General features: G+C 59.6%; 24 protein-coding genes and 1 other RNA gene. 12 read left to right on the top strand and 13 right to left on the bottom strand.

All coding sequences use genetic code 11. The features are described from left to right. Positions 1–133 precede the first annotated feature (133 nt). From ACYZUA_RS03750 to ACYZUA_RS03730, 5 genes are all read right to left on the bottom strand, one after another. A complete protein-coding gene (locus tag ACYZUA_RS03750; RefSeq protein ID WP_461962120.1) occupies positions 134–1,138 on the bottom strand; it encodes an extracellular solute-binding protein in 1,005 nt (334 codons plus the stop codon). Between the two features lie 244 nt (positions 1,139–1,382). Then, positions 1,383–2,600 carry a 2-octaprenyl-3-methyl-6-methoxy-1,4-benzoquinol hydroxylase gene (locus ACYZUA_RS03745; RefSeq protein ID WP_461963861.1) on the bottom strand — a complete coding sequence of 406 codons (1,218 nt, stop codon included), beginning with the start codon at positions 2,598–2,600 and terminating at the stop codon, positions 1,383–1,385. Between the two features lie 67 nt (positions 2,601–2,667). Further along, positions 2,668–3,855: a 2-octaprenyl-6-methoxyphenyl hydroxylase gene (gene ubiH / locus ACYZUA_RS03740; protein WP_461962119.1), complete on the bottom strand. Its 1,188-nt coding sequence runs from the start codon at positions 3,853–3,855 to the stop codon at positions 2,668–2,670. Beyond that, entirely contained in the window at positions 3,852–5,186 is a 1,335-nt protein-coding gene (gene pepP, locus ACYZUA_RS03735) for a Xaa-Pro aminopeptidase (protein ID WP_461962118.1), read from the bottom strand. The genes ubiH and pepP overlap by 4 nt, the downstream gene beginning before the upstream one ends. A gap of 27 nt (positions 5,187–5,213) precedes the next feature. After that, positions 5,214–5,774, bottom strand: coding sequence for a YecA/YgfB family protein (locus tag ACYZUA_RS03730; protein WP_283182120.1), 561 nt, complete (start codon positions 5,772–5,774; stop codon positions 5,214–5,216). 269 nt (positions 5,775–6,043) lie between these two features. On the opposite strand from ACYZUA_RS03730, the gene ACYZUA_RS03725 reads away from it, so the two are divergent. The 4 genes from ACYZUA_RS03725 (at position 6,044) to ACYZUA_RS03710 (ending at position 7,477) form a co-directional block, all read left to right on the top strand. Further along, positions 6,044–6,253 (top strand): TIGR02449 family protein, encoded by a 210-nt coding sequence (locus tag ACYZUA_RS03725; RefSeq protein WP_007942437.1) that lies wholly within the window; start codon positions 6,044–6,046, stop codon positions 6,251–6,253. Beyond that, a complete protein-coding gene (locus ACYZUA_RS03720) occupies positions 6,250–6,567 on the top strand; it encodes a cell division protein ZapA (RefSeq protein WP_007942435.1) in 318 nt (105 codons plus the stop codon). The genes ACYZUA_RS03725 and ACYZUA_RS03720 overlap by 4 nt, the downstream gene beginning before the upstream one ends. Positions 6,568–6,597: 30 nt before the next feature. Further along, positions 6,598–6,776, top strand: a non-coding RNA gene (gene ssrS, locus ACYZUA_RS03715) — 6S RNA. A gap of 86 nt (positions 6,777–6,862) precedes the next feature. After that, the gene (locus ACYZUA_RS03710) at positions 6,863–7,477 is read left to right on the top strand and encodes a 5-formyltetrahydrofolate cyclo-ligase (RefSeq protein ID WP_461962117.1); all 615 of its coding nucleotides are present in this window, start codon (positions 6,863–6,865) and stop codon (positions 7,475–7,477) included. A 108-nt stretch (positions 7,478–7,585) separates the two neighbouring features. Here the strand turns inward: ACYZUA_RS03710 and ACYZUA_RS03705 are convergent, their stop codons facing one another. After that, entirely contained in the window at positions 7,586–7,738 is a 153-nt protein-coding gene (locus ACYZUA_RS03705) for a hypothetical protein (protein WP_008024268.1), read from the bottom strand. Positions 7,739–7,939: 201 nt separating this feature from the next. Here ACYZUA_RS03705 and ACYZUA_RS03700 point away from each other — a divergent pair, with 201 nt between their 5' ends. Then, a complete protein-coding gene (locus ACYZUA_RS03700; protein WP_461962116.1) occupies positions 7,940–8,389 on the top strand; it encodes an EVE domain-containing protein in 450 nt (149 codons plus the stop codon). A 116-nt stretch (positions 8,390–8,505) separates the two neighbouring features. On the opposite strand, the gene ACYZUA_RS03695 is transcribed toward ACYZUA_RS03700, so the two are convergent. Further along, positions 8,506–8,913 carry a flagellar basal body-associated protein FliL gene (locus ACYZUA_RS03695; protein WP_033060630.1) on the bottom strand — a complete coding sequence of 136 codons (408 nt, stop codon included), beginning with the start codon at positions 8,911–8,913 and terminating at the stop codon, positions 8,506–8,508. A gap of 150 nt (positions 8,914–9,063) precedes the next feature. On the opposite strand from ACYZUA_RS03695, the gene ACYZUA_RS03690 reads away from it, so the two are divergent. Both ACYZUA_RS03690 and glpT read left to right on the top strand, forming a co-directional pair. Continuing rightward, a complete protein-coding gene (locus ACYZUA_RS03690) occupies positions 9,064–10,041 on the top strand; it encodes an NADPH:quinone oxidoreductase family protein (RefSeq protein WP_008150352.1) in 978 nt (325 codons plus the stop codon). A gap of 381 nt (positions 10,042–10,422) precedes the next feature. Continuing rightward, the gene (gene glpT, locus ACYZUA_RS03685) at positions 10,423–11,772 is read left to right on the top strand and encodes a glycerol-3-phosphate transporter (RefSeq protein ID WP_461962115.1); all 1,350 of its coding nucleotides are present in this window, start codon (positions 10,423–10,425) and stop codon (positions 11,770–11,772) included. On the opposite strand, the gene ACYZUA_RS03680 is transcribed toward glpT, so the two are convergent. The 6 genes from ACYZUA_RS03680 to ACYZUA_RS03655 form a co-directional block, all read right to left on the bottom strand. Next, positions 11,748–12,416: a gamma-glutamylcyclotransferase gene (locus tag ACYZUA_RS03680; RefSeq protein WP_461962114.1), complete on the bottom strand. Its 669-nt coding sequence runs from the start codon at positions 12,414–12,416 to the stop codon at positions 11,748–11,750. The two genes, glpT and ACYZUA_RS03680, sit on opposite strands and share 25 nt — an antisense overlap. A 232-nt stretch (positions 12,417–12,648) precedes the next feature. After that, a complete protein-coding gene (locus tag ACYZUA_RS03675) occupies positions 12,649–13,617 on the bottom strand; it encodes a CDP-6-deoxy-delta-3,4-glucoseen reductase (protein ID WP_461962113.1) in 969 nt (322 codons plus the stop codon). Further along, positions 13,617–15,083: a 4-hydroxy-3-polyprenylbenzoate decarboxylase gene (gene ubiD / locus ACYZUA_RS03670; RefSeq protein WP_046045118.1), complete on the bottom strand. Its 1,467-nt coding sequence runs from the start codon at positions 15,081–15,083 to the stop codon at positions 13,617–13,619. The genes ACYZUA_RS03675 and ubiD overlap by 1 nt, the downstream gene beginning before the upstream one ends. 142 nt (positions 15,084–15,225) lie before the next feature. Next, entirely contained in the window at positions 15,226–16,485 is a 1,260-nt protein-coding gene (rho, locus tag ACYZUA_RS03665; RefSeq protein WP_007942421.1) for a transcription termination factor Rho, read from the bottom strand. A gap of 247 nt (positions 16,486–16,732) precedes the next feature. Beyond that, the gene (trxA, locus tag ACYZUA_RS03660) at positions 16,733–17,062 is read right to left on the bottom strand and encodes a thioredoxin TrxA (protein ID WP_016783018.1); all 330 of its coding nucleotides are present in this window, start codon (positions 17,060–17,062) and stop codon (positions 16,733–16,735) included. 120 nt (positions 17,063–17,182) lie between these two features. Further along, positions 17,183–17,890 carry a FadR/GntR family transcriptional regulator gene (locus ACYZUA_RS03655; RefSeq protein WP_461962112.1) on the bottom strand — a complete coding sequence of 236 codons (708 nt, stop codon included), beginning with the start codon at positions 17,888–17,890 and terminating at the stop codon, positions 17,183–17,185. 257 nt (positions 17,891–18,147) lie between these two features. Here ACYZUA_RS03655 and ACYZUA_RS03650 point away from each other — a divergent pair, with 257 nt between their 5' ends. The 5 genes from ACYZUA_RS03650 (at position 18,148) to ppx (ending at position 22,728) form a co-directional block, all read left to right on the top strand. Then, positions 18,148–18,933 (top strand): transporter substrate-binding domain-containing protein, encoded by a 786-nt coding sequence (locus ACYZUA_RS03650; protein ID WP_461962111.1) that lies wholly within the window; start codon positions 18,148–18,150, stop codon positions 18,931–18,933. A 36-nt stretch (positions 18,934–18,969) separates the two neighbouring features. After that, positions 18,970–19,638, top strand: coding sequence for an amino acid ABC transporter permease (locus ACYZUA_RS03645; RefSeq protein WP_461962110.1), 669 nt, complete (start codon positions 18,970–18,972; stop codon positions 19,636–19,638). Next, positions 19,635–20,285 (top strand): amino acid ABC transporter permease, encoded by a 651-nt coding sequence (locus ACYZUA_RS03640; protein WP_461962109.1) that lies wholly within the window; start codon positions 19,635–19,637, stop codon positions 20,283–20,285. The genes ACYZUA_RS03645 and ACYZUA_RS03640 overlap by 4 nt, the downstream gene beginning before the upstream one ends. Then, a complete protein-coding gene (locus tag ACYZUA_RS03635) occupies positions 20,272–21,009 on the top strand; it encodes an amino acid ABC transporter ATP-binding protein (RefSeq protein ID WP_461962108.1) in 738 nt (245 codons plus the stop codon). Before ACYZUA_RS03640 ends, ACYZUA_RS03635 begins: the two co-directional genes overlap by 14 nt. 216 nt (positions 21,010–21,225) lie before the next feature. Beyond that, the gene (gene ppx / locus ACYZUA_RS03630; RefSeq protein ID WP_461962107.1) at positions 21,226–22,728 is read left to right on the top strand and encodes an exopolyphosphatase; all 1,503 of its coding nucleotides are present in this window, start codon (positions 21,226–21,228) and stop codon (positions 22,726–22,728) included. Positions 22,729–22,789: the final 61 nt, after the last annotated feature.

The following is a 22,789-nucleotide window of genomic DNA, read 5'->3' as shown; positions in this document are numbered from 1 at the left end:
TCAAAGTCGAACTCAGGTTTTGGAAACAACCGGGATCTGCTCCCTTTCCCCTCTCCCCTATGGGGAGAGGGATGGGCGGGCGGCGTTCCGATGAGGGGTCGATCTTGAAGTCACAACGTAATAAACAGCAGGCTCAGTTCCAACCCGCCCGATCCATCATCCGAATCGCTTCAGCCTGACGCTTGCCCGCAATTTCCACCGGCAACGTATCAGCTACAAACTTGCCCCAGCTCGCCACTTCCGCAGAAGGCTGAACCGCAGGGTTGGCCGGGAATTCCTGGTTCACGTCAGCAAAGATTTTCTGTGCTTCAGGTGTGGTCATCCATTCCACCAGGGCCTTGGCTGCTTCCGGGTGCGGAGCATGTTTGGTCAGGCCGATGCCCGACAGGTTCACGTGCACGCCACGGTCGCCCTGGTTCGGCCAGAACAACTTCACCGCCAGATCAGGCTTCTGCTTGTGCAGGCGACCGTAATAGTACGTGTTGACGATGCCAACGTCGCATTGACCCGCGTTGATGGCTTCCAGCACCGCGATGTCATCCGAGAACACGTCGGTGGACAGGTTACTCACCCAGCCCTTGAGAATCTTCTCGGTTTTGTCGGCACCGTGGACTTCGATCATGGTGGCGGTCAGGGACTGGTTGTAGACCTTTTTCGCTGTGCGCAGGCACAGGCGGCCTTCCCAGTTCTTGTCGGCCAGACTTTCGTAGGTGGTCAACTCACCGGGTTTCACCCGGTCGGTGGAGTAGGCGATGGTCCGTGCCCGCAGGCTCAGGCCAGTCCAGGCATGGGCGGATGAGCGGTATTGCAGCGGGATGTTGGCGTCGATCACCTTGGAAGTGAACGGTTGCAGGATGCCCATTTGCTCGGCCTGCCAGAGGTTGCCGGCATCGACGGTCAGCAGCAGGTCCGCGGTGGCGTTTTCGCCCTCGGCCTTGATCCGCTGCATCAGCGGCGCTTCCTTGTCGGTGATGAATTTCACCTGCACGCCGGTTTTCGCGGTGTAGGCATCGAAGACCGGTTTGATCAGCTCGTCGATACGCGAGGAGTAAACCACCACCTCGTCAGCGGCCTGGGCTGCGGCGCTGCCAATCAGGGTCAGGGCGAGTGCGGTCAGTAGACGCTTCGGTACCAGCATGGGAGCGATCTCTCGATTGAAAAAGTGAGGCCAAATGATAAGGACTCACATTTCGCTTCTCAATCGAACAGTGAGTAGAGGCGTTACTGGATGTTGCACGATGGAAATTTGCGGCGAATGTTCCGACCCCATCGCGAGCAGGCTCGCTCCCACAGGGGATTTGCAGCGTTCACATAATCAATGTGAGAGCGAGCCTGCTCCGGGCGGCGTTCCGACGATGAGGCCATCAGCGTCAATGAATAGCTCAAGCCTTGGCCAACGCCGGCAGATCCCCGATCAACCCAAGCGCTTCGCGCACGAACAGCGCCTTGGCCTCGGGCATTTGGTCGACCATCTTCAACCCGGCATTGCGCAACCAGCGCACCGGCAACGGATCAGCCTGGAACAGGCGCTCGAAACCCTCCATCGCCGCCATCAACGCCAGGTTGTGGGGCATGCGCCGACGTTCGTAACGGCTGAGCACTTTCACATCCGCCAGACGCTCACCACGCGTGACCGCTTGCAACAGCACTTCGGCCAGCACGGCGGCATCGAGAAAACCAAGGTTCACGCCCTGCCCGGCCAATGGGTGAATGGTGTGGGCCGCATCACCGATCAACGCCAATCCTTCAGCCACATAACGCTTGGCATGACGCTGCCGCAACGGCACGCACAGACGCGGGTCTGCGCTGATCACTGTGCCCAGTCGGCCTTCGAAGGCCCGCTCCAGCTCCTTACAGAAACCGTCGTCACCCAACGCCATCAGGCGTTCGGCTTCGCTCGGCGTGGTCGACCAGACGATCGAACACCAATCCTGCTGACCGTCACGCTCCAGCGGCAGAAACGCCAGCGGACCGTTGTCGGTGAAGCGCTGCCACGCGGTCAGTTGATGAGGTTTGGCGCTGCGCACGCTGGTGACAATCGCGTGGTGCATATAGTCCCACTCGCGCGTCGCAACGCCAGTCAGACGTCGCACTGCCGAGTTGGCGCCATCTGCAGCGATCACCAAAGGTGCACGCAAGGTGCGGCCATCGGCCAGGGTCAACAGCCAGTCGTCGCCAGAGCGACGCATCTGTTCCAGACGCGCATTGGCCAGCATTCCGAGGTCACAGTCGTGCAAACGGTCGAGCAAGGCGTCCTGAACCACGCGGTTCTCGACGATATGCCCCAGCACATCGGCATGCACACTGGCTGCCGAAAAATGGATTTGCCCGGTGCCGCTGCCGTCCCAAACGTGCATATCGGTGTAAGGGCTGCTGCGCCGATTGGCGATGCCGTCCCAGACGCCCAGACGTTCAAGAATCCGCTGGCTGGCAGTCGATAAGGCGCTCACTCGCGGTTCGAACGAAGCCTGGGCATCGAAGGGTTTGACGCTCAGGGGGCTGCCGTCCAGCAGCAGGACTTCCAGCCCGCTGTTCTGCAACGCCAGCGCCAGGGCGCTGCCGACCATTCCGGCCCCGACAATCAGCAGATCTGCGCGCATTTCCATGCTTTAAGCCTGTCTCGCTGGCGGCTTTAGCCGCCTATTAAAGGGATTTTCCGACCGCCACTCAAGCATCGGGACGCGCACCCAAACCCATGGCCTGCCGCGCGAACCAGCGTTTGGCCGGCGGCAACAGGTCCAGCCCGAGCAGACCGATGTTGCGGCCCAGGGAAACCAACGGTTGAGTGCTGCCGAACAAACGGGTGACCTGATCGGAGAAACCCACGGTCAGGTTCTGATCCAGACGCTGACGCTCGCGGTAAGCCTGCAAGGTCGCAAAGTCGCCGGGAGATGTTTCGCTGGTCAACAACGCATCGGCCAACGCTTGAGCATCACGCAAGGACAAGTTGAAACCTTGCCCTGCAATCGGGTGCAGGCTGTGGGCAGCATTGCCCAGAATCGCCAGATGCGGACGCACCTGCTCTTCGGCCTCGATCAATGTCAGCGGGTACAAATGCCGCGCGCCAACCTGCTTCAAAGTGCCGAGGCGATAACCGAACACGCCTTGCAACTCGCTGAGGAAGCTCTTTTCATCGAGGGCCGCCAGCCGTTGCGCGTCCATCCCCAATCGAGTCCAGACCAGTGCGCAGCGGTTTTCCGGCAACGGCAACAAGGCCATCGGCCCGTCATCGGTGAAACGCTCGAAGGCCATGCCGTTGTGCGCTTCGCTCGGCGTGATGTTGGCAATCAACGCGCTCTGGTTGTACGGGCGCTTTTTGATGCCGATCCCCAGTTGCTCGCGCAGACCGGAACGGCCGCCATCCGCCAGCACCGCAAGGTCGCATTCCAGAGTGGTTTCGTCATTGAGGGTCAGGCGATAGCCATCGATCAGCGGCTCCATGCGCGTGACTTCTGCCGGGCAACGCCAGCTGATCACGTCCTTGTCCAGACCTTGCCAGAGGCATTGGCCGAGCCAGGCGTTTTCCACCACATAGCCCAGCGCCGGAACGCCCTCTTCCATCGCCGACAATCGCGCGGTGGAGAAGCGCCCACGGTCGGACACATGAATTTGCTTGATCGGCTCGGCGCGGCGGGAGATTTCCTGCCACACGCCCAACCGTTGATAAATCTGCTTGGCACCGTAGGACAACGCCGAAGAACGGGCATCGTAGCTCGGTTGATAAGTATCGCCGGGGGCGAACGGTTCGATCAGCACGATCTTCCAGCCACGAGCCTTGGCTCCGGCCTGCAGTGCCAACGCCAGGCTGGCGCCGACCAGACCACCACCGATGATTGCCAGATTGACTCGACTCATGCCGCTTGTGTCCGCGCGGCGGCCATCAAGGCCTCGATCTCGGCGACCGTTTTCGGTACGCCTTTGGTCAGGATTTCACAGCCGGTTTTGGTGACCACTACGTCGTCCTCGATGCGCACGCCAATGCCGCGCCATTTCTTCGCCACGTTCTGGTTGCCCGGGGCAATGTAGATGCCCGGTTCCACGGTCAGCGCCATGCCGACTTCCAGCACGCGCCATTCGCCGCCGACCTTGTATTCGCCGACATCATGCACATCCATGCCCAGCCAGTGGCCGGCGCGGTGCATGTAAAACGCTTTATAGGCTTCGCTGGCGATCAATTCGTCAACGTCGCCCTGCAACAGGCCCAACTTCACCAGACCGGAGGTAATCACCCGGACCGTGGCTTCGTGGGCCTGATTCCAGTGTTTGTCCGGGGCGATTTCCGCAAACGCAGCTTCTTGCGACGCCAGCACCAACTCGTAGATCGCCTTCTGTTCCGCTGAATACTTGCCGTTGACCGGCCAGGTGCGGGTGATGTCGCTGGCGTAGCAGTCGATCTCGCAACCGGCATCGATCAATACCAGATCGCCGTCCTTGAGCACCGCGTCATTCTGCTGGTAATGCAGGATGCAGCTGTTGCGCCCAGCGGCGACGATCGAACCGTAGGCCGGCATTTTCGCCCCGCCCTTGCGGAATTCGTAGTCGAGCTCGGCTTCGAGGCTGAACTCATGCAACCCGGCCCGGCAGGCCTGCATCGCGCGGATGTGTGCCTGGGCGGAAATCCGTGCGGCTTCGCGCATCACCTTCACTTCTGCCGCCGATTTATACAGGCGCATGTCGTGAAGCAGGTGATCCAGGGCAACGAATTCGTTCGGCGGCTGGGCGCCGAGGTGCGCTTTAGAGCGGATCACGTTGATCCAGTCCATCAGGTGCCGGTCGAATTCCGGGTTGCTGCCCATGGCCGAATACACCCGGTCGCGACCTTCGATCAGGCCCGGCAGGATGTCGTCGATGTCGGTGATGGGGAAAGCGTCGTCGGCGCCAAAGTCGCGAATCGCGCCTTCCTGCCCGGCGCGCAGGCCGTCCCACAACTCACGCTCAGCATTGCGTTCACGGCAGAACAGTATGTATTCGCCATGTAAACGCCCGGGCATCAAAACGATGACCGCTTGAGGCTCGGGAAAACCGCTGAGGTACTGGAAGTCACTGTCTTGACGGTAGACGTGCTCGACGTCGCGGTTGCGTATCGCAACGGCGGCGGCGGGCAGGATGGCGATGCTGTTGGGTTCCATCTGCGCCATCAGGGCCTTGCGGCGACGGCTGTATTCCGATTTCGGGATATGAATCATGGGCAGATGGCTTTCCCTGGCACGCGGTTAATGCAACGACGGTTTGGCGGCAGCCGGCGCGTCCGGCTTTTTGTTTTCGGTGAACAGCAGCAGCGGCGCGACGCGCAGGTACTCCATCACTTCCATGTAATCGCTTTCGCCATCGTCGGACTCTTCCAGGGCGTCTTGCACCTGTGAAATAGCCGCCAGGTCCTGAAGCACTTCGGTGGCCTCGGTGCTCAGCATGCTGCTGTCACGGCAGTTCAGGCCGAAACCGCTGAGGAAACCCTGGCACCATTGGCCCAGTGCGGCGGCGCGGTCGGCCAGCGGCTCGTCATCGGTCGGCAGCAGCAGAACAACGGTCACGTCGTCGCCGGTGAGCTCGCCCTTGACCATCTCCTGCAAGCCGATCAAGGCGTTGCGGACATTATCCTGCGGCTCGCTTTCGAGCAGCTCGGCGGCATCGACCAGCCAGCCTTCGGCATCGAAACCGGCACCGGCGCAACTGCGGCCGAGCAGCAGGCCATGCAGTTCGGCAGGCGAGACATTATGACCGCTGGAAGTCAGCAGTGTGGCGAAGGCTTGGTACGGGGAATTCTGAATGGGCATGGGCAGCTAGGCGCCAGACGGCGCTATGTCTAGAATGAAGGCCTTGTATCCTACATCGACAGACTCGCCAAGACTATTAAAGGCTGTCCGCCAGCCAGGGTCTGTACGAAACTCGCCGAGCGGCGATCAGGCAAGGCAAAAACAGGCGAGCAAGCGGAGTGTAGGACCCTACATGAGCATTGCGAGCCTGTTTTTAACGCAGCATGATCGACGCGCAGGCAGTTTCGTGCAGAGCCTGCCGCCCATCAGACACATTTTCAGTGGACATAATGGAAGACACCGACCTGCAAGCGCTGATGGCCAGACTTGAGCTGCTAATTAGCCGAGTCGAGCAACTAAAGAGTCAAAACGGACTCCTATTAGCTCAGGAAAAGACCTGGCGCGAGGAACGCGCTCACCTCATTGAAAAGAACGAAATCGCCCGGCGTAAGGTCGAATCAATGATTTCGCGCCTCAAGGCCCTGGAGCAAGACTCATGAGTTCAAGCAATAGCGTTACCGTGCAGATCCTCGATAAAGAGTATTCGATCATCTGCCCGCAGGAAGAGCGCAGCAACCTGGTGAGCGCCGCCCGTTACCTGGACGGCAAGATGCGCGAAATCCGCAGCAGCGGCAAAGTCATCGGCGCCGATCGCATCGCCGTGATGGCCGCCCTGAACATCACCCACGATCTTCTGCACAAGGAAGAACGCCCGGATGTACAGGCTAGCGGATCGACCCGTGAGCAGGTTCGCGACTTGCTGGATCGCGTCGATCTGGTGCTCGCCACCGATCCGGACGTCACCAAGGGCTGAAACGCGAAACCGCTTGGGGTATACTCGCCTCACTCCCTGGGGTGCTTGCCAGTTGGCGATGTCCCTGAGCCGATTTGCTATACCCTGGAGGTTGCACGTTGGGCTGGTGTGCATGTCCGCTAGACGGAAAGCCTTAAAGCCTACTGCATCTTCCACCTTGAACTTTCGGGTTCAAGGGCTAAGTCGACAGCGGTCCATCCGGGGAGCCTGATTTCAGTCCGATGCCGGTTTAAATACCGGCATCGGCTTTTTTACGGGTACGCTTTATGTACCCGCACTGCCGAAGCCCGAATTCATGACCGAACCTGCGCTGCTGCCCCGCCCGCAACTTCGACGCATGCTGCGCAAGGCCCGCCGCGCACTGACACCCAGTCAGCAACGCCAGGCCGCTCGTGGGCTGTACAAGCAATTGGCCCAGCACCCGCTGTTTCGCCGCGCAAAACATATCTCCCTTTATCTACCCTCCGACGGTGAAATCGATCCGCGCGTTTTGCTGCGTGCCGCTCAGCGTCGAGGCAAGGCGACTTATCTGCCGGTGCTCAGCGGCTGGCCACGAACCAAAATGGTGTTCCAGCGAATTCACCCCGGTGAAAAACTGAAACCCAACCGCTTCCGTATTCTCGAACCCCGGCACAACCTCGCCCGACAACGCAAAGTCTGGGCACTGGATCTGGTGTTGTTGCCATTGGTGGGGTTTGACGATGTCGGCGGACGCCTGGGCATGGGCGGTGGCTTCTATGATCGAAGCCTGGCGTACCTGGCACGACGTAAAAACTGGCGCAAGCCGACGCTATTGGGGCTGGCCCATGAATGTCAGAAGGTCGAGCGATTGGCTCAAGCGAGCTGGGATGTGCCGTTACAGGGAACGGTGACAGACAAGGCGCGGTATTTCGCCGGCGTCGCACTGTAGGAGCAAAGCTTGCTCGCAATAGCGGTCTTTCAGGCACTTTGATGTTGAATGTGACGCCGTCATCGCGAGCAAGCTTTGCTCCTACGGGTGCGGCGTCGAAAGACAGGTTCAGCGTTTGAAGGCGGACGGCTGTTGTTGCTGCGCGATTTCGATTGGAGCGTCGGTCTTGTTGCTCCACAGGCTTTGGGCATAGCCAGTGGTCACGACGCCGAGGCCGAACAAAATAACCAAAATCCATAGTAAATCCGGTTTGCGTTTCATCGATTGCCCCCCAAAGGCACATCAACACGATGACAGCAGCGGTTTCCGTTGTAGGTGTAGGCCGTGCAGCAGCGTCAAGCTTAGAAGGCCGGCATTCTGCGACAACGTGAACCGACACGCAAACGCTGGCGTCAACCGACCGTCGGTTTGTCATAAAATTCCCCGACAACTTGCCCACTCACCTCGCAAGGAGCAAAAACCATGGCTTATTGGCTGATGAAATCCGAGCCCGACGAACTCTCGATCAAGGGCCTGGAGACGCTTGGCAAAGCGCGCTGGGACGGGGTTCGCAACTACCAGGCACGTAATTTTCTGCGGGCCATGGCCGTGGGCGACGAGTTTTTCTTCTATCACTCCAGCTGCCCCGAACCGGGAATCGCCGGGATCGGAAAAATCGTCGAAGCCGCGTATCCGGACCCGACGGCGCTGGAGCCGGAGGGTCATTACTACGATCCGAAGGCCACGGCAGAGAAAAACGCCTGGAGCGCGATCGATGTCGCGCATGTCGAGACGTTTCCCAAAGTGCTTAAGCTGGATTACCTGAAACAGCAGGCGGCGCTGGCCGAGATGCCGCTGGTGCAGAAGGGATCGCGGCTTTCGGTGATGCCGGTGACGGCCGAGCAGTGGGCGGCGGTGAATGCGCTACGTTGAAATGTTTTTTGAATGGGCGCGGTTTGCTGGTGCGCTTTTGTAGGAGCACGGCTTGCCGGCGATGGCGGTCTTGTGGGCGCTATCGCGAGCAAGCTTTGCTCCTACAGGATCCAGCATTACTGAATAATGAGGTTGTTGAACAACAGATCCTCAACCACCGGTTTGCCGGTTTCGTCGTTCATGATTTGCTGGGTCTGTTTCAGGGCTTCCTGGCGCAGCTTTTCCTTGGCCTCGACGTTGTTCATCGCTTCAGTGGTCTGCTGAGCAAACAACGCCACCAGTTGATTACGAATCAACGGCTCGTTGGCTTTCACCAGTTTGGTCGCCTCATCACCGGTCACCCGCAACGCCACATCGGCCTTGTAGACCTTGAGTTTCGGCGTGCCGTCCAGCCCGTAGTTGCCCACGAACGGCGGGCTCAGGGTGATGTAATTGACCTTCGGAGCTGCACCTTCTTTGGCTTCTTCGGCCATCGCTGCCACAGGCAGAGACAGGGCCAGCAACAACATGATCCACGCTTTCACAATTCGCTCCTTATCCGGTTTGCGGCCTAGCATAACGACCCGCCGCTCAAGCACAAGCTTATGGCTGACTATCAGGGCCGGGCATGCTCGTTGACCCATCGACTCACACACCTACACTTATCGGCCATCACTCCCAAAGGAATAGCCCTGATGAAAGCCGTGCTGTGCAAAGCCTTCGGCCCTGCCGAATCGCTGGTGCTGGAAGACGTCGCCAGTCCTGTCGCGAAGAAGAATGAAATCCTGCTGGACGTGCACGCCGCCGGGGTGAATTTCCCGGACACGCTGATCATCGAGGGCAAGTATCAGTTCAAGCCGCCCTTCCCGTTTTCCCCGGGCGGCGAAGCGGCTGGCGTGGTCAGCGAAGTAGGCGAAAAGGTCAGCCACCTCAAAGTCGGCGACCGGGTCATGGCGCTGACCGGCTGGGGCAGTTTCGCCGAACAGGTCGCAGTGCCGGGCTATAACGTGCTGCCCATCCCCCCATCGATGGACTTCAACACCGCCGCCGCGTTCAGCATGACCTACGGCACTTCGATGCACGCGCTCAAGCAACGGGGCAACCTGCAACCGGGTGAAACCTTGCTGGTACTCGGCGCTTCCGGCGGTGTCGGTCTGGCCGCCGTGGAAATCGGCAAAGCCATGGGCGCCCGCGTGATCGCCGCCGCCAGCAGCGCCGAAAAACTCGCAGTCGCCAAAGCTGCCGGTGCCGATGAGCTGATCAACTACAGCGAAACCAGCCTCAAGGACGAAATCAAGCGCCTGACCGATGGCCAGGGTGCCGACGTTATCTACGACCCGGTCGGTGGCGACCTGTTCGACCAGGCCATCCGCGCCATTGCGTGGAACGGCCGCCTGCTGGTGGTGGGCTTTGCCAGCGGTCGCATCCCTGAATTGCCGGTCAATCTTGCGCTGTTGAAAGGCGCAGCCGTGGTCGGCGTGTTCTGGGGCTCGTTTGCCCAGCGCCAGCCACAAGACAACGCGGCAAACTTCCAGCAATTGTTTGGCTGGTTTGCCGAGGGCAAGTTGAAGCCGCTGGTGTCGCAGGTGTATCCATTGAGCAATGCGGCGCAGGCGATCAATGATCTTGGCCAGCGCAAAGCGGTTGGGAAGGTGGTGGTTCAGGTTCGCTGAGCCCAATGCAGCGGTCTGGACTTGAAGTTGTTCAGACCGCTTTTTATTGTCCGGAACTAAAGTAACCCGCAACTGAAATGCCAGATCCGGCACCAGCACAAAGGTTAAAGCTCGACGATCTGCAATAGAACGCCACGACTTCCCCTTCATACGCAGGACATTTCCCAAAGCCTTGTCCTACCCTGGACCGAAATGCGGCATGTAGACCTGCCAGTAACGATTCCCACAACGCCCTACATTTATACCTGAGCGACATGTTCATAAAAGAACATGCAATCTCCAGCATTTCCGCTATTTGGCCGATGCGAACCGGTGCTATTTTCGGTAACGAAACTGTAACATTCGCATCCGCAGTCAAAACAAGAAATCTGGAGCTCTTGAATGTTTGCTTTCTTTCGTCCTGCCGCACATCAGGCTCCATTGCCTGAAGAAAAAATAGACGACACCTACCGACGCCTTCGCTGGCAGATCTTCGCCGGGATTTTTATCGGTTACGCCGGCTATTACCTGCTGCGCAAAAACTTTTCCCTGGCCATGCCCTATCTGATCGAAGAGGGCTATACCCGCGGTGAGCTGGGCCTGGCGCTGTCGGCCATTGCCATTTCCTACGGCCTGTCCAAGTTCCTGATGGGCATCGTGTCCGACCGTTCCAATCCGCGTTTCTTCCTGCCTTTTGGCCTGTTGGTATCGGCCGGTGTGATGTTCATTTTCGGCTTCGCGCCCTGGGCGACGTCCAGCGTGACCATCATGTTCATCCTGCTCTTTATCAATGGCTGGGCCCAGGGCATGGGCTGGCCGCCGAGTGGACGGACGATGGTGCACTGGTGGTCGCAGAAGGAACGCGGCGGCGTAGTGTCCTTGTGGAACGTGGCGCATAACGTCGGTGGCGGCCTGATCGGCCCGCTGTTCCTGCTCGGCATGGGCCTGTTCAATGACTGGCACGCAGCGTTTTACGTGCCGGCGGCGGTCGCCATGGCGGTGGCGGTGTTTGCCTTCGTCACCATGCGCGACACCCCGCAATCGGTGGGCCTGCCGCCCATCGAGAAGTACAAGAACGACTACCCGGAAGGCTACGACGCCAGCCACGAAGAAGAATTCAGCGCCAAGGAAATCTTCGTCAAATACGTGCTGCGCAACAAAATGCTCTGGTACATCGCCCTGGCCAACGTCTTCGTCTACCTGTTGCGCTACGGCGTGCTGGACTGGGCACCGACCTACCTCAAGGAAGCCAAGGGCTTCACCGTGGATAAAACCTCGTGGGCCTACTTCTTCTACGAATGGGCAGGTATTCCGGGCACGCTGCTATGTGGCTGGATGTCGGACAAGATCTTCCGTGGCAACCGTGGCCTGACCGGCATGGTGTTCATGGCATTGGTGACCGTCGCGACATTGGTTTACTGGCTCAACCCGGCCGGCAACCCGACTGTCGACATGATCGCGCTCGTCTCGATCGGCTTCCTGATTTACGGCCCGGTGATGCTGATCGGCCTGCAAGCGCTGGAACTGGCGCCGAAGAAAGCCGCCGGTACGGCAGCGGGCTTCACGGGTCTGTTCGGTTATCTGGGGGGGTCGGTCGCGGCCAGTGCAGCGATGGGCTACACCGTGGACCACTTCGGCTGGGACGGCGGTTTCGTGCTGCTGATTGGCGCATGCATACTCGCGATGGCCTTCCTTGCGCCGACGCTGTGGCACAAACAAGTCGCCAGTCAGAGTCGTGAAGCAATCGCCTGATCGGCCTTTGATTTGCAGCGCTTGAGCCGCGCCTCCAGATTTCGGTCTGGCATGGCGTGGCTACGCAGGGCGTGTGCGGTCTGCTCGACATAATCGCGAGTCGTGCCGTAACGCCCGCAAGCGTTTTCGAACACGTGGCTCAGCACGTGATCCGGCAAGTTGCCCGCATAGCTGGGCAGATGCCGCTCCAATACAAACCCCAACGCCTGAACCTGACTTCCGTCTTCAAGACGGCAGTTGAGCCAGTGCGGGCGATAGGACGGGAATGGCATTTCGCGCTGCCAAAGTGCGTAAAGGGATGCTTCAAGCTGTTCTTCAGGCAGGCGATAGGCGAAGCCGCTGCAAGAACCACCGCGATCCAGGCCGAATACCAGCCCAGGCACTTCGGGTGTGCCGCGATGTTCGTGGGACCACAAATACAAACCGCGATGGTAGCCATGCACACGACCACGCACTCGTTCCACCGCTGCACATTCGGGACGCCAGATCAGCGAACCGTAAGCGAACAGCCACACCGGCCCGCCCTTGTGGCGCGCCATCGTCGACTGCATTGAGTTGAGCAATTGTTCGTGCGTGAGCTGCGGCCCCAGATCGAGCAGCGGAGGGTAAGCCAGATTCAAGAAAGCAGATTCAATGGCGCTCATGGCGATTAGCGTTCAGCTCCCCGCGGGTGAAGAATTACTTAATAGAACGCACCGCTGTAACAATAAGGCACATATGTTTCAGGGCAATTTAAGTGCCATGGCACAGTTCTTAAATATTTGCCTGAATGACATATAACCTACCGGCATTTATATAAATTTATAAATACCGATCGGCTATATAGGAAGTTATAACGATTAGAGCGGGATCAAGATCGAGGCTCAAGAGCGCGGATCAAGAGCGCGGCGCGTACGCAAATACATCCGCGCGCATTTGATGAGCGTCCATCCCCGCTTCGACCAAAGCATCCAGCGTGCCGTAGACCATGGCCGGAGAGCCGCTGGCGTAGACATGCAAGGGTTTCAGATCCGGGAAGTCCTCACACACCGCCTCATGCAACATCCCGCAGCGCCCCTGCCAACTGCATTGATCGCTGACGACTTTGTGCAGGAACAGATTAGGCAGTTTCAGCCATTCATCCCAATGTTCGATGGCATAAAAATCTTCAGGACGACGCACGCCCCAATACAGATGCACCGGATGTTTGAAGCCCGTGGCGCGGCAATGTTCGATCAGGCTATGGATCTGGCCCATGCCGGTGCCTGCGGCAATCAGCACCAGAGGACCCTCCGGTAGTTCCGCCAGATGGGTGTCGCCGAACGGCATTTCGATCCGCACCATCGGGTTGCGTTGCAACTGGTCGATCAGGCTCAGCGCACTGCTTTCGCGCGCCAGCACATGGATTTCCAGATCACGCCCGCCATGTGGCGCCGAGGCCAGGGAGAACGCGGATTTCTCACCGTTCTCGCGCTCGATCATCAGGTACTGACCGGCGTGATAACGCGGCGGCTTGCCGGCCGGTGCTCGCAGACGCACACGCCAGGTATCGCCGCCGACGTCCCTGCATTCAATGACCTGACACGACAAGCTGCGCACCGGCAATTCTCCCAGCGCGAGCACGCCATCCCACAGTACGATGCAGTCTTCCAGCGGCTCTGCAATGCAAGTGTAGAACTCGCCATGGTCGCGCACACCGCCGTCCTGTTCGACCCGCCCTTCCACCAGCAGTGCGGCGCACACGTGGCAATTGCCGTTTCGACAGCTTTGCGGGCATTCATAGCCCAGACGCCGCGCGCCATCGAGAATCCGCTCGCCGGGCAGAATCTGTAGCACTGCTCCGGAGGGCTGCAAAGTTACACGCATCAATCTATTCCTAACTGATTCCAGATGGCATCGATCCGCTGGGTAACGGCTTCGTCCTTGACGATCACCCGGCCCCACTCGCGAGTAGTTTCGCCCGGCCATTTATGCGTGGCATCGAGCCCCATCTTCGAACCCAGGCCGGAAACCGGCGAGGCGAAGTCCAGGTAGTCGATCGGCGTGTTGTCGATCATCACCGTGTCGCGCTTGGGGTCCATGCGCGTGGTGATGGCCCAGATCACGTCGTTCCAGTCGCGTGCATTGATATCGTCATCACAGACGATAACGAACTTGGTGTACATGAACTGTCGCAAAAACGACCAGACACCGAGCATTACCCGCTTGGCATGGCCGGGATACGACTTCTTCATGGTCACGATGGCCATGCGGTACGAGCAGCCTTCGGGTGGCAGGTAGAAGTCGGTGATCTCCGGAAACTGCTTCTGCAGGATCGGCACGAACACTTCGTTGAGTGCCACACCAAGAATAGCCGGCTCATCCGGTGGACGGCCGGTGTAGGTGCTGTGGTAAATCGGTTTGATCCGGTGGGTGATGCGTTCGACAGTGAACACCGGGAAGCTGTCGACTTCGTTGTAGTAACCGGTGTGGTCGCCGTATGGACCTTCGTCGGCCATTTCGCCCGGATGGATCACGCCCTCAAGGATGATCTCGGCGGTCGCCGGAACCTGCAGGTCGTTGCCACGGCACTTCACCAACTCGGTGCGGTTGCCGCGCAGCAGGCCGGCGAATGCGTATTCGGAAAGGCTGTCCGGCACAGGCGTCACCGCGCCGAGAATGGTCGCAGGGTCAGCGCCCAGTGCCACGGACACCGGGAACGGCTGGCCAGGATGCTTCTCGCACCACTCGCGGTAATCCAGCGCGCCGCCACGGTGGCTGAGCCAGCGCATGATGACCTTGTTGCGGCCAATCACTTGCTGACGGTAGATGCCGAGGTTCTGGCGATCCTTGTTCGGGCCTTTGGTGACGGTCAGGCCCCAAGTGATCAGCGGGCCGACGTCGCCCGGCCAGCAGGTCTGCACTGGCAGCATCGCGAGGTCGACGTCGTCGCCTTCGATGACCACTTCCTGGCACACCGCGTCTTTGACGACTTTCGGTGCCATGGCGATGATCTTGCGGAAGATCGGCAGCTTGGACCAGGCATCTTTCAAGCCTTTCGGCGGCTCGGGCTCCTTGAGGAACGCCAGCAGCTTGCCGATCTCGCGCAATTCGCTGACCGCTTCTGCGCCCATGCCCAGCGCCACGCGCTCAGGGGTGCCGAACAGGTTGCCGAGCACCGGAATGTCATAACCCGTGGGCTTTTCGAAAAGCAGGGCCGGACCTTTGGCACGCAGGGTGCGGTCACAGACCTCGGTCATTTCGAGCACTGGGGACACCGGAACCTGGATGCGCTTGAGTTCGCCGCGTTTTTCCAGGCCGCTGATAAAGTCGCGCAAGTCGCGATACTGCATGCGTGAGCCTCGTGTTGGCCGTGCCGTTCGGGGGTGGCAGTTTAGCGCCGAACCCCTCTATTCAGAACCACGAACTGCCGGTTCATCAAAAATCAGATAGCAAAAAGCCGGGTTTCCCCGGCTCTTGCAGACTTTCTGCGATTTACTTGCGTTTCATCGACAGGAAGAACTCATCGTTGGTCTTGGTCGTTTTCAGCTTGTCGACCAGGAACTCGATGGCAGCGATTTCGTCCATCGGGTGCAGCAGCTTGCGAAGGATCCACATGCGCTGCAACTCGTCGTCGGCTGTCAGCAACTCTTCGCGGCGGGTGCCGGAACGGTTGATGTTGATGGCCGGGAAGACGCGTTTTTCGGCGATACGACGATCCAGCGGCAGTTCCATGTTGCCCGTGCCTTTGAATTCTTCGTAGATCACTTCGTCCATCTTCGAGCCGGTTTCAACCAGCGCGGTGGCGATGATGGTCAGCGAACCGCCTTCTTCGATGTTCCGCGCGGCGCCGAAGAAACGTTTCGGTTTCTCCAGGGCGTGGGCATCGACACCACCGGTGAGTACTTTGCCGGAGCTCGGGATCACGGTGTTGTAGGCGCGAGCCAGACGGGTGATGGAGTCGAGCAGGATCACCACGTCTTTCTTGTGTTCGACCAGGCGCTTGGCCTTCTCGATCACCATTTCGGCAACCTGCACGTGGCGGGTTGGCGGCTCATCGAACGTCGAGGCAACCACTTCGCCGCGCACGGTGCGCTGCATTTCGGTCACTTCTTCCGGACGTTCGTCGATCAGCAATACGATCAGGTGAACTTCAGGATTGTTACGCGCGATGTTGGCCGCGATGTTCTGCAGCATGATGGTTTTACCGGCTTTCGGCGGTGCAACGATCAGACCGCGCTGGCCTTTGCCGATCGGGGCGCACAGGTCGATGACACGACCGGTCAAGTCTTCGGTGGAACCGTTGCCGGCTTCCATCTTCATGCGCACGGTCGGGAACAGCGGGGTCAGGTTCTCGAAGAGAATCTTGTTTTTCGCGTTCTCGGGACGATCGTAATTGATCGTGTCGACCTTGAGCAGCGCGAAATAACGCTCGCCTTCCTTTGGAGGACGGATCTTGCCAACGATGGTGTCACCGGTGCGCAAGTTGAAGCGACGGATCTGACTCGGCGAGACGTAGATATCGTCTGGGCCGGCAAGATAGGAAGCGTCAGCGGAGCGAAGGAAGCCGAAGCCGTCCTGGAGAATCTCCAGCACGCCATCACCGGAGATTTCCTCGCCGCTTTTAGCGTGCTTTTTGAGCAGGGAGAAAATCACGTCCTGCTTGCGCGAACGGGCCATATTTTCTATGCCCATCTGTTCGGCCAATTCGAGCAATTCGGTAATCGGCTTTTGCTTGAGTTCAGTCAGATTCATATAGGAATGACGTAATCATTTATGGAGGGGGGGAAATTAAGCTTTTGGCTTAATGAGGCCGCGCCGCAGAGAAGGCGACAGGATCGCGTACTTATTCGAAAAGGAGTGCGTCGGCGACGGCTAGTAGGGGCAGTGGAGAAACCAGTGCGGGGCCGAATGTACCACCTGAGTTTCGGAGCGTCTAGCCCTCAATAACGAAAAGGCCCCGCGATGTGCAGGGCCTTTTTGATGACGCTTTAAACGACGCTTAGATGTTGGCGTCGAGGAAAGCAGCCAGTTGCGACTTCGACAGTGCGCCGACCTTGGTCGCTTCAACGTTGCCGTTCTTGAACAGCATCAGAGTCGGGATACCACGCACGCCATGCTTGGCCGGGGTTTCCTGGTTTTCGTCGATGTTCAGTTTGGCAACGGTCAGTTTGCCTTTGTAGGTTTCAGCAATTTCGTCCAGAACAGGAGCGATCATTTTGCAAGGGCCGCACCATTCAGCCCAGTAGTCGACCAGTACAGCGCCTTCGGCCTTCAGGACGTCGGCTTCGAAGCTAGCGTCGGTGACGTGTTTAATAAGATCGCTGCTCATGGAAGTCTCCAGGTTGTAAGCAAAAAAACGTGGCCCATCATAGCCGCCCTTCCCTCGTTCAGGAAGGTGCAGATGATTGAGTCTCGCTATGGTGCCGCATGAGTTTGGGTATAGACCAAGTCACGAGCTCGCGGGAGCGACGAAGGCAATTCCGGTGCGCAGGGCTGCATTGCGCACATGTTCCTGCATCGCTTTCTGCGCCGCGCCGGACGCCCGCCGGGCCAGTGCGCGGAGGATTTTGCGGTGTTCCTGCCAGGTTTCCATGGCCCGCTCTGCCCGGATGAACGGTAGCTTCTGGCTCTCTAGAAAGATGTCGGCGCTGGCCGTGAGGATGCTGAGCATCGCCTGATTGCCGCTCGCCAGCAGGATGCGTCGGTGAAACTCGAAATCCAGTCGCGCCGCTGCCTCGAAGTCGCCGGCCTTCAATTCGATGCGCATCGCGGCGACGTTATCTTCCAGGGCATCGAGCTCGTGAGTACTCAGGGTCACCGCGGCCAAACCGGCCGCAAAGCCTTCCAGCGCATAGCGCAACTGGAAGATGTCCAGCGGCGAGGCCTGGGCCGCGAACGGCCAACTCAGCCCCGCATCACCCCGCGGCAAATCAACCGGTGACTGCACGAACACGCCTTTACCCGGCTGGATGCTGATCACCCCCAACGCGCTCAATGACGACAACGCTTCACGCAGTGACGCCCGACTGACCCTCAATTGCACCGCCAAATCCCGTTGCGAGGGCAAGGCATCCCCAGGCCCGAAGCCCTGTTCGGTGATGAGTTTACGGATGGCTTGCAGCGCCACTTCAGGTACGGCGCGGGAGATCGAGTTCATGGTTTTTCAGACGAACCAGGCCAATGAGCGGCTAGTTGTAAAGCTATTCGCGACGCCCGGCAAGTCGTGCCCCGTGGGGGTTCGGCGAATTCCGGCGATGCGCTATCGGAGGGCGAAACCGCGCACGACTGTTCAGACCAGTAAGACCGAGCGACACCAGCAAAACCGCGGCTTTGCACCCGCAAAACCCGATGTTGGCACGCCCCATGCTCTGTCGATCCGCAGAATTCACTTCTCGCCGATCCGGAGATTTGCCCATGACCCAGCGTTACAGCGCCCTCCTCGCAGCCCTGTTTGCCAGCCTGATGCTGAGCCAGGCGCCCGCCCACGCCGACGGTCTGGAGGATGTGGTCAAGCGCGGCATCCTCAAGGTGGCCGTGCCTCAGGACTTCCCGCCGTTCGGCTCGGTCGGCCCGGACATGAAACCGCGCGGCCTCGATATCGACACCGCCAAGCTGCTGGCCGATCAACTCAAGGTCAAACTCGAACTGACGCCGGTCAACAGCACCAACCGCATCCCGTTCCTGACCACCGGCAAGGTCGATCTGGTGATCTCCAGCCTCGGCAAGAACCCCGAGCGCGAGAAGGTCATCGACTTCTCCAGTGCCTACGCGCCGTTCTACCTCGCCGTATTCGGTCCGCCAGACGCCAGCATCAAAAGCCTGGACGACCTCAAGGGCAAAACCATCAGCGTCACCCGTGGCGCCATCGAAGACATCGAGCTGACCAAAGTCGCGCCCGAAGGTGTGACCATCAAGCGTTTCGAAGACAACAACTCGACCATCGCCGCTTACCTCGCCGGGCAAGTTGACCTGATCGCCAGCGGCAACGTGGTGATGGTGACCATCAGCGAGCGCAACCCGAAACGCATTCCGGCGCTGAAAGTGAAGCTCAAGGATTCGCCGGTCTATGTCGGCGTGAACAAAAACGAGCCGGCGTTGCTGGACAAGGTCAACCAGATCCTCGCCACCGCCAAGACTGACGGCGCGCTGGAGAAGAACTCCCGGACCTGGCTCAAAGAGCCGCTGCCAGCCGATCTCTGATTGTCGTGCGACGCCGTTTAAACAAGGAGCCTGAACATGGCTTACCAGTTCGATTTCATACCAGTGGTGCAGAACACCGACCTACTGCTGCGCGGTGCGCTGTTCACCCTTGAACTGACGGCCATCGGCGCAGTGCTCGGGGTGGGTCTGGGCATCGTCGGGGCGCTGGTGCGGGCGTGGAACATCCGTCCGTTCGCCGGCATCTTTGGCGTCTACGTCGAGTTGATCCGCAACACGCCGTTTCTGGTGCAGTTGTTTTTCATCTTCTTCGGCCTGCCGTCACTGGGTGTGCAGATCTCGGAATGGCAGGCCGCGGTGCTGGCGATGGTGATCAACCTGGGCGCCTATTCCACCGAGATCATCCGCGCCGGCATTCAAGCAATCCCTCGAGGACAGCTGGAAGCTGCCGCCGCGTTGGCGATGACGCGTTTCGAAGCCTTTCGCCACGTGGTGCTGCTGCCGGCGCTGGGCAAGGTTTGGCCGGCATTAAGCAGCCAGATCATCATCGTGATGCTGGGTTCGGCGGTCTGCTCGCAGATCGCCACCGAAGAGCTGAGCTTCGCCGCCAACTTCATTCAGTCGCGCAACTTCCGCGCCTTTGAAACTTATGCCCTGACCACATTGCTCTACCTGTGCATGGCGCTAATGATCCGTCAGTTGCTGAACTGGATTGGCCGCCGTTTTGTCGCAAGGAGCAGCCAATGAGCGATTTCACCTTCTGGGACATCCTGCGCAACCTGCTCACAGGCCTGCAATGGACCCTGGCGCTGTCGCTGGTGGCGTTTATCGGTGGCGGACTGATCGGCTTGCTGATCATGGTCATGCGCATCTCGAAAAAACCCCTGCCGCGCAGCTTCGCCCGTACTTACATCGAATTGTTCCAGGGCACGCCGCTGTTGATGCAGCTGTTTCTAGTGTTCTTCGGCGTGGCGTTGGCCGGGGTGGAGATTTCGCCGTGGATGGCGGCGGCGATTGCCCTGACGCTGTTCACCAGCGCCTACCTGGCGGAGATCTGGCGCGGTTGCGTCGAATCGATTCCCAACGGTCAGTGGGAAGCTTCATCAAGCCTGGCGCTCAATCCTCTGGAGCAACTGCGTTACGTGATCCTGCCGCAAGCCCTGCGGATCGCCGTGGCACCGACCGTGGGCTTCTCGGTGCAAGTGGTCAAAGGCACCGCTGTCACCTCGATCATCGGCTTCACCGAATTGACCAAGACCGGCGGCATGCTCGCCAACGCGACCTTCGAACCGTTCATGGTCTACGGCCTCGTGGCCCTCGGTTATTTCCTGCTCTGCTACCCCTTGTCCCTCAGTGCCCGCTACCTGGAAAGGAGACTGCATGCCTCTGCTTAGAATCTCGGCCCTGCATAAATATTACGGCGAACACCACGTGCTCAAAGGCATCGACCTCAGCGTCGAGGAAGGCCAGGTGGTGGCGATCATCGGCCGCAGCGGCTCGGGCAAATCCACCTTGTTGCGCACCCTCAATGGTCTGGAATCGATCAACGACGGCGTGATTGAAGTCGACGGCGAATACCTCGACGCCGCTCGTGCCGATCTGCGCAGCCTGCGACAGAAAGTCGGGATGGTGTTTCAGCAGTTCAACCTGTTCCCGCACCTGACGGTCGGCGAGAACGTGATGCTCGCGCCGCAAGTGGTGCAGAAAGCGCCGAAAGCCAAAGCGGCCGAACTGGCGCGGGAGATGTTGGAGCGGGTCGGGCTGGGGGAGAAATTCGATGCCTTCCCGGATCGGTTGTCTGGCGGGCAGCAACAGCGGGTGGCGATTGCCCGGGCGCTGGCAATGTCGCCGAAAGTCTTGCTGTGCGATGAGATTACCTCGGCGCTGGACCCGGAATTGGTCAATGAAGTGCTGAGCGTGGTCCGGCAACTGGCCAAGGAAGGGATGACGTTGATTATGGTCACCCACGAGATGCGTTTTGCCCGGGAGGTTGGGGATAAGTTGGTGTTCATGCATCAGGGCAAGGTGCATGAGGTCGGGGATCCGAAAGTGTTGTTTGCCAATCCGCAGACCGCGGAGTTGGCGAATTTCATTGGCACAGTTGAAGCGGCGGGCTGAAGGACGCCATCGCGAGCAGGCTCGCTCCCACATTAGTTCTGTGTCGTGCGCAGGATGGGCGGCAACGCAAAACCCTGTGGGAGCGAGCCTGCTCGCGATTGACCGCGCAGCGGTCACCTGCATGACTGCGCTGGATCAAGGCTTTGAACACTGCGCGTTGGCGGCAGCGTTTGATCGTGGCACGATGTCGAGGTTATCGACCGAGACCCCCTGACCATGCCGCAATCTCAAGCCAAGAATCTGTCCCTGATCGCCGCAATCGACCTGGGCTCCAACAGCTTTCACATGGTCGTGGCCAAGGCCCAGAACGGCGAAATCCGTATTCTCGAACGACTCGGGGAGAAGGTTCAGCTGGCCGCCGGCATCGACGATGAGCGCCAGCTCAGTGAAGAATCCATGCAACGCGGGCTCGATTGCCTGAAGCGTTTCGCCCAACTGATCAGCGGTATGCCGACCGGCGCCGTGCGGATCGTCGGCACCAACGCCCTGCGTGAAGCGCGCAACCGCGCCGAATTTATCCACCGCGCCGAAGAAATTCTCGGCCACCCGGTGGAAGTCATCTCCGGCCGTGAAGAAGCGCGTCTGATCTACCTCGGCGTTTCCCACACCCTCGCCGACACTCCTGGCAAACGCCTGGTGGCCGACATCGGCGGCGGCAGTACCGAATTCATCATCGGCCAGCGCTTTGAACCACTGCTGCGCGAAAGCCTGCAAATGGGCTGCGTCAGCTACACCCAGCGCTATTTCAAGGACGGCAAGATCACCCCGGCCCGCTACGCCCAGGCGTACACGGCGGCGCGCCTGGAGATCATGAGCATCGAACACGCCCTGCATCGCCTGACCTGGGATGAAGCCATCGGCTCCTCGGGCACCATTCGCGCCATCGGCCTGGCGCTGAAGGCCGGCGGTCATGGCACTGGCGAGGTCAACGCCCAAGGCCTGGCCTGGCTCAAGCGCAAGCTGATCAAGCTCGGCGACGTCGAGAAGATCGACTTCGAAGGCATCAAGCCTGACCGCCGGGCGATCTTCCCGGCGGGCCTGGCGATTCTCGAAGCGATCTTCGACGCGCTTGAGCTGCAACGCATGGACCACTGTGAAGGCGCCCTGCGTGAAGGCGTGCTCTATGATCTGTTGGGCCGTCATCATCACGAAGACGTCCGTGAGCGCACCCTCAGCTCGTTGATGGAGCGTTATCACGTCGACCTGGAACAAGCGGCGCGGGTTGAGCGCAAGGCGTTGCATGCCTTCGATCAAGTGGCTGAGGATTGGGATCTGGATGACGGCGTCTGGCGCGAACTGCTGGGCTGGGCGGCCAAGGTCCATGAAGTGGGCCTGGACATCGCCCACTATCACTACCACAAGCACGGCGCTTACTTGATCGAGCATTCGGACCTGGCCGGGTTCTCCCGCGAAGACCAACTGATGCTCGCGCTACTGGTGCGTGGCCACCGACGCAATATTCCCCGGGACAAGTTTGCCGACTTCGGCAATGAAGGCATCAAGCTGATTCGCCTGTGCGTGCTGCTGCGCTTTGCGATTCTGTTTCATCACATCCGCGGCACCCAGGAAATGCCCCAGGTTGTGCTGCAGGCCAATGGCGACAGCCTGGACGTGTTGTTCCCGGAAAACTGGCTGGACGAAAACCAGCTGACCCAGGCCGACTTCGGTCTGGAAGCGGAATGGCTGACCCGGGTGGGCTTTGTGCTTAACGTTCGCTGAAACACGGTCCTGTAGGAGCACGGCTTGCCGGCGATGGCGATCTCACGGACGCCATCGCTGT

The sequence above is a fragment of the Pseudomonas sp. LS2P72 genome (assembly GCF_054897865.1).
The sequence above is the reverse complement of the archived record's forward strand: the minus strand, read 5'-3'. Positions and strand labels throughout refer to the sequence as shown.